Source organism: uncultured Gimesia sp. (assembly GCF_963972345.1).
GTDB lineage: Bacteria > Planctomycetota > Planctomycetia > Planctomycetales > Planctomycetaceae > Gimesia.
In genome coordinates this window covers 1-12,292 of record NZ_CAXAVM010000204.1, presented here as the reverse complement: position 1 = coordinate 12,292, position 12,292 = coordinate 1, and the positions used below count along the sequence as shown (strand labels likewise).

The window sequence follows — 12,292 nt, the reverse complement described above, 5'->3', positions numbered from 1 at the left end:
CATTGACGAAGGAAACCAGGTTCTCCGTCAGTTCGATCTGACCCAGGATGAATGTAATGAACCGCCCGTCATGAGCAGCCTCATCGATATGATGATTCACACGATGCACGGCATCCGCGACATCCGTGACGAATTCGACCGTACTGCGAACGGCACTGCAGACGCGTGACATCACCAGTGAGGCCGGAACCCCCTTCCCGGCCACATCCCCCAAAGCAAACCAGATCAGCGAATCTGACGTCTGGATAAAGTCATAGTAATCGCCTCCCACCGCACGCGCTGCTTCATAAGAGACAAAAAACTCATAGCCCGGGACTTCGGGAATTTTAGCCGGTAACAGCCCTTTCTGAACGCGGGCTGCAATTTCCATTTCATTATCGTACCGCTGTTTTTCCACATGCGAGATCATCAGCCGTGCGCTCTCATAAGAAAGCGCCGCCTGCCCGGCGATCACCATCAGCAGTTCGAGATCCTCATCAGAAAACATCTGGCCAGCCAGTTGCGTATCCAGGTTGATGATGCCTATAACGCCTCCATCCATGCCCAGCATGGGCGCACACAGGATGGAACGAATCGTCAGCGTGGAAACCGATTCACTCTTCACAAAACGCTCATCGTTCGCTGCATCCGCAGACAGCACACCGGTTTTATTATCGGTGACGGCCTTCAATACTGTCCGGCTCAACTGTAACGCTTCCTGGTCATCCGCCCGGCGATGTCGCACCGCTTTGGGGAAGAAACGCTGGTTGTCATGGTCACGCAATAAAATACAGCCCCGGTCCGCTGCGGGAAAGATATGAAACAATCCTTCCAGTACGCGCTCAGCCATCGAATCCAGATCAGTGGCGGTCGCAATCGTGCGGCTGATTTCCAGAATTGCTTTCAATTTGATTTCGGGTTTGATTTGAAAGCGCGCCAGTCCGCTGCCCGATTCGGAGGCCCGCAGGATGGTCGATTTATCAGTAGCGTGAGGCCGTACAGAAACATTTTTCAGCGAAGGAATCAATCCATAAGAAGTCAGCAGCCCTTCACGCTGAGAGCTTTCGTAATCTTCATCACTGGAAAATTCCAGCAGAAACGGACCGATGGAGATCTGATCCCCGTTCTGCAGAAGAACCGGTTCTTTGACAGGCACGTCATTGACGAAAGTGCCATTTCCACTTCCCAGATCCTCGATCTGATACTCGTCCGCCGCAGAGACAGTAATGCGCGCATGATAGCGGGAGACCGTATTCGATTTGAGACAGACTTCGCAGTCAGGATGCCGTCCCAGCGTCACCCGCGCTCCCTTGATTTCCAGTCTGGAGGAATCGCCATTATTTTGCAGAAACAGACTGGCAGACATGGTAAAGGCGATCAGCTTAGATTGAAAAAACACTCACCTTCAGGAAACACGCCCGAAGGTCATTATCGTAATATCATCATTCTGGGGGCGACCATTGGCATGGCGCCGGACATCTGCCAGCAGTGCCTGTCCTAACTCAGCAGCGTTTTTATCGCGGTTGTCTTTGATAAACTTCCGCATCCGGTCCAGTGTATACAGTTCCCCTTCCGGATTCATTGCCTCATCCACGCCATCTGTGAACAGAACTACGATTTCTCCGGGTCCCAGTTCCCGCTCTACGACTTCGAAGGGAAAGCCTTCCATCACTCCGATCGGTACTCCAATACTTTCTTCAGGGAACTCATCGATCGAGCCATCAGGCTTGAGGATCATCGGAGACATATGCCCTGCATTCACCAGCGACAGACGATGATTATTGGTATCCAGGACCACAAGCACATAAGTCACAAAACGCCCTTCGACGGCGCTGTCACACATATGATCGTTGATCGCATCGACGGCTGGTCCGACTTCATGCACGAACCGCAGTGTATTCTGCACACAACTTGACATGCGGGCCATGATCATGGCTCCCGGCACTCCCTTTCCGGCAACATCACCGAACGAGAGGCCGATCTTATCATCGGGTAGCTCGAAAATATCATAGTAATCGCCGCCCACGGCCTGGGCAGAATGATAGGACGCGAAAAATTCATATCCCTCAACATTTGGTACCGTACTGGGCAACAGCCCCTGTTGCACGCCGCGGGCAATGTCCATTTCATTGTCCTGCTTCTGCTTTTCCATGAAAGACGACATCAGCCGCGCACTTTCATAGGACAGCGCTGCCTGACCCGCAACTGACATTAACAGATCCAGATCTTCCTCCTGAAACTGTTGCACGGGGTTCTGTGTATCGATATTGATGATACCAATCGGTTCCTCCGCGAGCCCCAGCATGGGCACACACATCATGGAACGGATCGACAAATTCGAGATGGATTCACTGGCGTCAAACTGTGAATCACTGGCCGCATCAGCGGATAAAATCCCCGATTTCTCTTCGAGTACTTTATTCACGATCGTACGGCTCAATTTGACGGTGGCATCTTCCCCTTCGCGGCGATGTTTGAATGCCCGAGGCACCATCTCTCCGTTGTTTTCATCCTTGAGTAAAATACATCCCCGGTCGGCAGCGGGGAAGATCTGAAACAGGGTGGTCAGAATCTGGGGCAGCAGTTTTTCCAGATCGACGGTTCCTGCCAGACTGCGACTGATTTCGATGACCGCCTTTAATTTCGCTTCCGGGCGAATATCCAGACCGCCAAAGCCGCCGACACCGGAAACAGCCCCCATGATGGTGGCCCCGGCATCACTGTCCTCTGTATCATTCGAGAAACCGATATCAAAACTCTTGTCGACCGTCACTCCCGACCGCTTTGGTTCCTGCTTTTGACCGGATTCAAACCGGAAGAGAATCGGGCCGACCTTGATGCGATCATCGTGCGCCAGCCGGGTTCGTCCCTCAATTTTTTTCCCATTAACGAATGTTCCATTTCCGCTTCCCAGATCTTCAACGAAAAACTCGTCACCTGACCCCACGACCTGGGCATGACGCCGCGATACCATGTTGGAATCGAGTTGAATCTGACAGTCAGGATGTCTGCCCAGAACCATCTCAGGTTCGTTAAGTGAATATGAAACCGCTTGACCAGCCTGCAGCATGACCAGAGTAGCCATATGGGAAGCCCTTAATGATGAAACTATGATGGATATGATAAAAATGGGATATGAATCATATTTTAAATAGCATCTGTCCCTGATGCAATCACTTCATGTCATTCGGGTGAACGATTAGCTGCCAAAGATCGTCTCCACATTCCCCCGCAGCACCAGTTTTCCAAGTTCGATCGCCCGTTCTTCTGACCAGTTTCTCCCCATCACAAAATCACTGGCCAGCACATTTGCCAGCACACGACGATACATACGGAATTTAGGCAAAGCGAACTCCAGTTTGTACATATCACTGTAATAGCCAATCTGCTTGTTCTTGGGAACGGCTTCCAGGCGACTCTTGCAGTCAAAAGTAATGAAGGCCGGCGTATTTGAATACCACCAGTGACCGTTGATGACGACATTCGGAAAGATCCAGCTGTAACTGACCAGTTCCTGATTGCTGGTACTCGTCAGAACAGAAACCGGAAAAGTAACTCTCGGAAATGCGTTGAACAGTTCTTTATATTGAATCAGCGAAGTCCGTTTGTCGTAGAGGTCCTGCCCCTGGTACACGCCGGCTTCATAAACCCGTCGGTTCACACCAATCATCAGATCAAAGGGGAGTTTATGGGCGTCACAATATTCCGCCAGAGTCCAGAACACGAACTGGCTCACGATTTTTGACTCGTCGCCTGTGATCTCATCACCGGCGAACAGAGATCTCACAATGGGATCAACCTGGTCTGCGGTCACAGCTACCGGACTGAAATCGGGGGGCAATGAAATTGCACAGGCCCGGGCACCCTTTGCTGTAAAATGCTCAAACAGTTTGCCAATCGCGTTTTTCAAAGTTCCAGCACAACCGACATCCATCTGTGTCGCTTTCGCCAGACGTTCCCGGGTTTCCGGTTTCGCCAGATGAAATACCAGGTCATCAGTCCGCAGACAGGGAATATAGAGCTGCGTGTCAAAGCCTTCCAGCGGATCATCGAAGTCATTCGTCAGAAATACCTGTTCAAGACCGCTCTGCTTTAATACCTGCTGCTCCCAGTCGGGCTGAGCCATCTTCTCAGCAGCGGTGTCGTACAGTTTCTCCCAGTTGGACGCTGTAATGGCGTCTTCTTCGAAGCCAAAAAATTCACTGCAGATATCCAGTAACCAGCTGAGCTGAATCGTATTATCCAGATCCCCCAGTTGCGTCACCAGCCGCCCCACCTTCTCTTTTGGATCGATGCCCGGTTCTTCAATCACTTCACGAGGCAGCCCCGCAGAATGGGCCAGTTCGGTGTAGTAATGATAACCCATGATATCAGCCAATGTGGTGGAAGCCGCCGCGTGGGGATTAATATGAGTGTGAGGGTCGATCAGAACGAGACTCTCTAATTCGGTAAAGATCCGTTTGCTTAGCTGCTCAGACATAATGCAATAATTCCTGCGTTGTTCAAATAAATATTTGCCCGCATCCAGTCAGGAATGACTCTTCAGGGGACTGTCCCCCGGGATTGTTTTCGGGCTGCGACGATCTGGTGGAATGACTTGTTGTGTGCACCGAATATAATCAGTCAGACCTGACAGTGCAATCAGGTCCCCCTTTCCCGTCGATTCTCTGTGTCAGAGACAGGTCGGAAGCTGAAAACCAGCGCGAAACTGGCATTTTTTTCTTAAACGCACGAAAAAAAAACGGCCCTGTGAGCTAAATCACAAAGCCGTTGAAAGAGGAATTTTAATATTCAGATCAACTGGTTTATTTACCAGCATTGGCCTGCTGATTCTGGGGAACTGGTGGCGGGTCAAAGCTGTTGAGCAATTTACCTGTCTTGGCATCCCAGACACGTAAAATACCATCTTCGCCACCCGCGATGACAATCGCTTCATCACGGCTGCCGGCAACACTGTAGACATAGTCTGTGGAGCCTGCCAGGTTGCGATAATTTGACCCGTTCGTGGTCAGATGCATGCGAACGGTTTTATCGCCGCCACCACTGACAATGTTATCTCCCAGTCCCAAAAAGGCGATCGATGTAACCTGCTTGGAATAACCGGCAATCGTTCGCTTCTGTTCGCCGGTTTCAATATTCCAGACTTTAATCACGTTATCGGCTCCCGAACTGACAATAGTCGATTCATCCGCTTTCCAGGCCACATCCAGAACATGATGCGTATGCCCTTCAAATGATTTCACAAACTCACCGGTCGCCACATCAAATATTTTGACGAATTTGTCAGCAGCTCCGGTCAGCAGTGATTTTCCTGAACGGGAAAAACGGATTCCCAGCACGGTATCACTATGGGCATCTCCCAGCTTCTTCACGAGCTTTCCGGTTGCGACATCCCAGAGTGTGATTTCACCACTCCGGGAAGGATCACCACCACCCACGGCAAGCAGTTTGCCATCGGGACTGAAATCCAGACAGAGCGCCCGGTTGGAAATGGGTGATCCGCCGACTTTCGAAGGATCCTTTTCATCGGCTCCCAGTTGTGCAACCAGGGTCCAGACCGGTTGAGTGTTCTGTACCAGAACGGTTTTGTCAGCACTACCTGAGACAACCGTTGTCTTGGAAGTATAGGCAACAGCAGAGACAGGAGCCGTATGCCCACTCAGCGTATCCAGTTCCTGTCCGGTAGTGGCATCCCAGATGCGAACCATCTGGCTGTCATCACCGGTGACAATCTGTTTGCCATCTTCGGAAAAAGCAACCGACTTAATCGGAGACAGAACCGCCGCCTGTTTTTTGGCTTCTTCCAGAGCTGCATCGACGGCAGTCGCCGTTTTATCAATCTCGGCTTTTTCTTTCGTCCGTTCTGCCAGTTGACCTTTGATTTTGGTCAGCGTGCCTTCAGCGACTTTCACAGACCGTTCAGACGAGGTCACTTTTTTCTCGGCAGCAGCAACCGCATCGGTCAGTTTCTTGGACTCAGCTTCTGCATCAGCCACTTTCTTATCGGCAGCCTTGGTATCGGCCTTGGTCTCAGCCAGTTTCTTGGCTGCAGCAATAGCAGCATCAGCTTTGGGAATTTCCAGCTTTGCAGTCGCGATGGCCTGCGTTGCTGCTTTTTCATCGGTTGCCTTTTTCTGTTGGGCTGCAGTCAGTTTTTTCTGAGCCGCATCAAATTCAGTCTGGGCTTTGGTCACCGCTTCTTTTTTCTTGGCTTCGCCATCTTTGTCGGCTGCATCTGGTTTGATCGCATTCGCGTCATCCAGAGCTTTTTTCGCGGCTGCCACTTCTTTTTCTACAGCGGCAATTTCAGCCTGATTGGCGTCATTCGTCTGTTTCAACTTCGCTTCCGCATCAGCAACAGCTTTGTCTGCAGCGGCCTTCTGGGCATTGGCTGCATTGACAGCATCGTCGATTTTTTTCTTATGATCTGCCAGAAGTTTCGCCAGTTCTGCCTTCGCAGCTTCCAGTTTTTTCGCTGATTCGTCCGCTTTCTTCTTTTCTTCTGGCACAGCCTTTTGTGCGGCTGCTAATTCTTCATTGCGTTTCTTCAATTCTTCTTCACGGTCTTTGACATTTTTGTCTGCCGCTTTTACAGCTGCATCAGCCAGGGCGACCTGCTGTTTGGTGACTGTCTGAGTTTCAGTCGCCAGAATCATCTGACGCTCTTTGCTTAAGTCGCCACGAAACTCTTTCAGCATTTTCCCATCGGCGACCTGCCAGATCTTTCCTGTTCCATTGATCGAGACAGAGACCAGTGTTTTGCCATCAGCGGTCACATCCACATCGGTTACAGGCGCGCCATGGTTGATGGAACGAATTTCCTTTTTCCCGGCCAGGTCCCAGATTCGAATGGTACCATCTTCACTGCCGGAGACCAGTTGTGTGCCAGCAGGCGCAATCAGTTTCACGGAAGTAACGGGCTTGGCATGTCCTTTGAGTTCGTACAAGGCTGCTGGAATTTCCGGTGCTGTTTCCCCTTCTTTAGGAGCAGGTAAAGTCAACGGCCAGGCATAGATCATCTGATTTGCCGCTCCCGCGATCACCTGAGTTCCATCGTTACTGACGGTTAACGCATTGATGACAGCAGGGGTCTTCATTGTGGAAATCTGCTTTCCATCAGCGGCGTTCCAGACTCGCAGGCTTTGATCAGCAGATGATGTCACGACTTTAGTACGATCCGGGGTGAAGGCCAGGCCTTTAATTTCTCCCGCATGCCCTTTCAAGTCGACCAGTTTTGTGCCTTCAGGTAACTTCCACAGCGAAGCAGAATTATCAGCGGTGGCGACAGCCAGAACACTCCGGTCGGCATTCAAAGCCAGGCCAGTCACAGCAGCCGGCAGGTCCATTTTTTTTACGACATTTCCAATCGACTTCTTCCAGAGTTTCACCACACGATATCCACCCGATGCCAGCAGACTGCCATCCGAATTGAAAGCCAGTGAATGGACAAAGTCGCGATGGGCGGCTCCCAGCGGATAAAACGGCTTGCCATCTTTCTGCAGTTTCAGCAGCGCGGGATCATTGAGCGTGGCAACTTCTGCTCCTGCTGCCAGATCATAAACGGCGATTCGATTTGCACGTCCCGCGGCAGCATAACGTGCCCAGGGGGACAGCGCTGCACTGTAAATGGAATTTAAATCGGGAGGCAATGACTGCCAGGCAACTCCCGCATTTGCAGATTTGCCGCTTGACTTTGCACCTTCCAGAATCCACTGACGTACAATCCAGACCTGCTGAGGTGTCAGGGCTTTCGCACCCACTTTGTTCGGCAGAGGTGGCATAAAGCTCTCTTCGGTGCGGGAAGCTACATTATAGAAATAGCTTTCATCCGGTTTACCGGGCACTACTGACGCACCACTGTCTCCCCCCTTGATGAGGTCCTCTACATTTTCCAGAACCAGCGAACCTTCTTTTTTCGCTACGTTATGGCAGGCGATACAATTGGCATCCAGAATCGGAAAGACATCCTTCTCAAAACTGACAGGACGCCCCAGATCCACCTTCACAGGCTGAATTGGTTTTTCTTCCGCCACCGTGATTTGACTGCAGAATAAAACTGCAGTGATGATAACACTTAAACTGGCAAACCGGTTCCACATAACATGCCCCTCTGATATCGCTGATGAAACGATTGGATCAACAACCAATCGCTAATGTTTTCTGAAAATAAAAATACTGTTTATTCTGTCTTACTTGGTAACCTTGAGTTTGATCGGTGCATCGACCAGTGCCTCTCCCTGAAAATCTGCTTTCGCCCGGACCACCATGTTCGCCAGATCACCTTCAGTCGCTTCCGCAGTGGCTTTGATGGGAATCGTGACTTCTGTCTTATCAGCCGGAATCTGAACCGGATCGGCTGTCACTCCCGTGACACCCGGTGGTAAAGGCAACGTTAACTCAACCGGCCCTTTGAAATCATTGATGCGCTTGATCGTCGCTTTGACATCAATCGCGGCTCCTTTTTTCAGTGCACCACCTCCGGGCACAGCTAATGTCAGAGTCACCGGTGCCGGCTTGACGCGAATCACCAGCGGCGTGGAAGGAGCGTAGACCTTTACCGTTTTCGCAGCAGCAGCTTTTTCAGCGGCTGCCACTTTAGCATCCACCGCTTTCTTCGCCGCTTCAGCAGCTTTGACAGCGGCATCGGCTGCCTTCACTTGTTCTTCCGCTTTGGCCTGTTCGGCTTTTTTCTGTTCAGCCGTTTTATCAGTGGCTTTTGCAAGGTCATCGCGTTGTTTGGTCACTGCAGCCAAAGCCGCCTGAGCATCGGTCAGTTTTTTCGTGACTTCTGCCTGCTCTTTTTTCGCTTCATCGACCTGGGCAGGATTACGACGATAAGAGACATCGACGGTGGACTGCAGATACGTTGTATAAACTCCCGGCTTGGCATTGTTATTGACAAACAACTGGAATAATTCATCTGCCTTACCTTTGGCAATCGTTTTATTCTCTGCCGTGATATTGCTGTTTTTGGGAATGCCGTTCCAGGCGAGTGCTACCGCATTGTCAAACCCGGTGCGTTTTACCACTTTGACGGGAACCAGAATCTGGCGTCCCTGATTCACATTCACCTCCGCGACGTCCGCAACAACCTGGTAAGGAGCGACTTCATCAATTACCGATAATGCCAGCGAGCGGGCGATCCGGGAATCGGCACGAATATTGTTTGCCGCTGGTCGCAGAACTGTGGCTGCCCGGGCGACACGTTCGAGTTTCGCAGCGCCTGAATTCGCAGCGCCTGTGATTTCGATTTCACCCGACCACTTTTGAGCTGATTCATCAGCAGTCAGAATCATTTCTGCATTACTGTCACCACTGCCAATGCTGGCTGCTTTGCAGGTAACCCCTGGTGGCAAACCTTTCACAGACAGATCGATTGTCTCATTAAAGCCATCCTTCCTCAACGCCATGACAGCAATTTTGAAGCTGTCCCCTTTTCTCAAAGTGATTGCCGCCGGTGAACCACCCGTGTTGACGGCCTGGGGATACAGAGGCAACGCCACCAGACGAAAATCAGGCTTGGACTGACGTATCACGGCCCGATATACCATCCGCGGATTCCCCCGCGTTTCGAACTGCAGGTCACGCAACGTAACCCGATATTCACCCTCCGCGGGTGCAGTAAACTGGTAATAAGGATCGTCTGTCCGCGTGTCAAATAACTTTCCACTCAGGTCGGCAAAAACAGTTGTGGCACCGACATTGGCCAGTTGTTTGAATGTCTCTTTGCCATCTTTGTCTTTAATTACCTGCTCGACCACGATCACAGGGTCCATGACGATCCCGTTACGCTGACCGAATACTTCAATCGAATATTTTTCATTCGCTTTACCAGCAAAACGAAAGGTATCAACATCATTTTTTACTTCAAACTGGCCTACCAGTTCACCAGGCAGAGTCAGTGTTTCTTCTTTGGTCTGTTCATCACGAACAATATTGCCTTCGGCATAGTAGATCGTCATCGGATTGGAGCTTCCGGCGGGTGTTGCCCAGACATACGAATAACCGTCGGCACTGACCTCGTGCGGAAAACCCTGCTCGCCCATTTTCAAAGTAGTAGGCTTTGATGGCAGAGTGATAAATACATTGACTTCCTGCAGTGGTTCGTCGCCGATACTCCAGTCTGAAGTTTTTCCCCCCGGCAGGTTGTAGCCATACAGGGTATAGCTGCCGGTTGTTCCCGGCGTTCCCGAGGGGGGCATAATGAACTCAATATGCGGTTTTTGATGAACGCTCAATCGATAGACGTTATCCACGCCACCCGCATAAGTCAGATCATACACTTTAATCTTATAAGTCCCGTCGAGGGGAAGTGTCAGATTGATGTACGGGTCGTTACGAAACGTATCACGCTCACTGACCAGGCGCCGCTGGTCGGGTCCGTAGAGTTCGACGATAGCGACCGCAGGTGAATCAATGCGGGCTGCGCGACAGTCAATGGAGACCTTGTCCCCTTTTTTACCGGTGAAGGAATAATAGTCGACATCAGTCGCACCGTTGAGTAAGGCATTCATCACCGAATTCACATCCATCGGTGTTGCCTGGTCCTCTTTATTATTTGGCTCGGCTTCAGTCTTCTCTGGAAGATCTCCCACGACAAATGATCGGGGATTGCTCAAGCCATACAAACCATTCGCGCGGACATCATACACGCCGGGAGGAACATCATTTCCAATTGTCACCTGGAAGGTGTTGGCAACGGGAATCTGTTTTCCGTTACTATCCTGCATCTTGGGAGTTGCTTTGATATCCGGATGACTGAACCACAGGGCGTTCAGCTCATCCAGATCTTTCCCGTTCGTCACACGGACTTCGACAGTCTGACCTTTCTGTCCTCCCGATGGATTAACGGAATAGATAACTGTCTGAGGCAACTGAGCCTGGAGCGACTGAATTCGGTTTGTTAAAACCAGTCCCAATCCTGCAGCAAGAAAACAAACAACCTTCGTGAAGAAACGACGGCGGTCAAAAAATCGCGTATGCATCATAATACTGCTACCAATTTTCTGGATGGATTATTCTGGGAGGAATTCAGGAGGGAATCCGCATTCAAAACGCTTTACATCAGTCAAAACGAAATCAATGCCGATTATATTAAGTTTATTGTAAAAAAGCGGACCACCATTGTCTAAACATAAAACGGTTGCCCGCCTGAAAATCAGAGACTTTTATCGAAATTCATGCTCACTGGAAATTGACGTTTGCTGTGAACAAATGCCATCAGCACACCACGCTGGTATACTGATGGCATGAGATGTTTGCCGCCAACACACTTTAATGGTTGAACAGAAATTCCTTGGTATTAATCAGAGCCCAGATGATATCTTCATAGGCAATCTGTGGCTTTTCTTTATGTCGTTCAATGTAGGACAGGGCGAATTTCATTTCCTGATCCTGTGGAGCACGGGAATAAACCCAGCGATACAGTTCCTGAATCTTTTCTTCGTTGGAACGTTTCGTATCACTTGCCAGCAAGGCAGCCCGACTTGAAGCACCTGTGATCTTATCCTGAACTTCTTTGCTGTTCAGCAGATGCAGGCTTTGTGCGAGGTTGGCACTCTGGGAACGTTCGCACTCACAAGCCGTATCCGCCTGGGGTTGCCCGAATACCTTCAGGAAGTATGGAGCGGAAGTGGCATCGGTAATCTGGACGGCTTTCGTATCAGCAGGCAGACCCGAAAAACGCTGTGAAGAATTGGTGACCTGATGGAAGACATCATACAGCACCTCTGCAGTCAATCGTTTAGGATAATACCGTGAGAAGTTCTGTTTGTCTTTCAGGTTATACTCATTGGGCAATGAACTGAGCTGATAAGCATTGGAACGGCAGATCGCCCGGACCAGTTCCTTCAAATCAAATCCACTTTCCACAAAATGCCGGGAGAGCCCTTCCAGCAACTCAGGGTTGGCAGGAGGATTGGTGGCACGCATATCATCTTCCGGTTCGACAATGCCGCGACCAAAGAAGTGTTTCCAGTAGCGGTTTACCAGTGCTTTAGCAAAGAAAGGATTATCGGTTCGTGATAACCACTGAACCAGCGCCACGCGAGGATCTCGCTCGGGGCTTAATTCCAGCGGCTGCATGCCGAGGGCCGTTGGCTTCAGGTTTTCACCAGAACGGATATTTTTCGCTGCAGCCATACCCTCTTTATGGAAAATACGCTGATCACGGAAACCGCCGGTTCCAATCGACCCCACAGTGGGATCTTTGGTTCCAACCCGACTGAAAAATGCGGCCAGTCCGTAGTAATCATCCTGGCTCCATTTTTCGAAAGGATGGTGGTGACAACGGGCACATTGAATGCGGAGACCC

The 12,292-nt window shown here is 50.5% G+C and carries 6 protein-coding genes; all 6 read right to left on the bottom strand.

The window, feature by feature from the left end:
• On the bottom strand, positions 1–1,378 hold a 1,378-nt coding region (locus AACZ40_RS24170; protein WP_339676159.1), incomplete at its 3' end, for an FHA domain-containing protein.
• Between the two features lie 6 nt (positions 1,379–1,384).
• Complete coding sequence (locus AACZ40_RS24165) at positions 1,385–3,064, bottom strand: SpoIIE family protein phosphatase (protein WP_291175119.1); 1,680 nt, start codon at positions 3,062–3,064, stop codon at positions 1,385–1,387.
• Positions 3,065–3,178: 114 nt separating this feature from the next.
• Positions 3,179–4,459: a glucuronate isomerase gene (locus AACZ40_RS24160; protein ID WP_291175122.1), complete on the bottom strand. Its 1,281-nt coding sequence runs from the start codon at positions 4,457–4,459 to the stop codon at positions 3,179–3,181.
• Positions 4,460–4,784: 325 nt separating this feature from the next.
• Complete coding sequence (locus tag AACZ40_RS24155) at positions 4,785–8,078, bottom strand: c-type cytochrome domain-containing protein (protein WP_291175125.1); 3,294 nt, start codon at positions 8,076–8,078, stop codon at positions 4,785–4,787.
• 90 nt (positions 8,079–8,168) lie between these two features.
• Complete coding sequence (locus AACZ40_RS24150) at positions 8,169–10,967, bottom strand: PPC domain-containing protein (protein WP_339676156.1); 2,799 nt, start codon at positions 10,965–10,967, stop codon at positions 8,169–8,171.
• A gap of 286 nt (positions 10,968–11,253) precedes the next feature.
• The coding region (locus AACZ40_RS24145; RefSeq protein WP_339676154.1) for a DUF1553 domain-containing protein at positions 11,254–12,292 on the bottom strand (1,039 nt) is incomplete at its 5' end.

Excerpts from the sequence above, each read along its gene's own strand:
- AACZ40_RS24150 (WP_339676156.1), bottom strand. The coding sequence starts at position 10,967 with ATGATGCATACGCGATTTTTTGACCGCCGTCGTTTCTTCACGAAGGTT.
- AACZ40_RS24155 (WP_291175125.1), bottom strand. The coding sequence starts at position 8,078 with ATGTGGAACCGGTTTGCCAGTTTAAGTGTTATCATCACTGCAGTTTTA.
- AACZ40_RS24160 (WP_291175122.1), bottom strand. The coding sequence starts at position 4,459 with ATGTCTGAGCAGCTAAGCAAACGGATCTTTACCGAATTAGAGAGTCTC.
- AACZ40_RS24165 (WP_291175119.1), bottom strand. The coding sequence starts at position 3,064 with ATGGCTACTCTGGTCATGCTGCAGGCTGGTCAAGCGGTTTCATATTCA.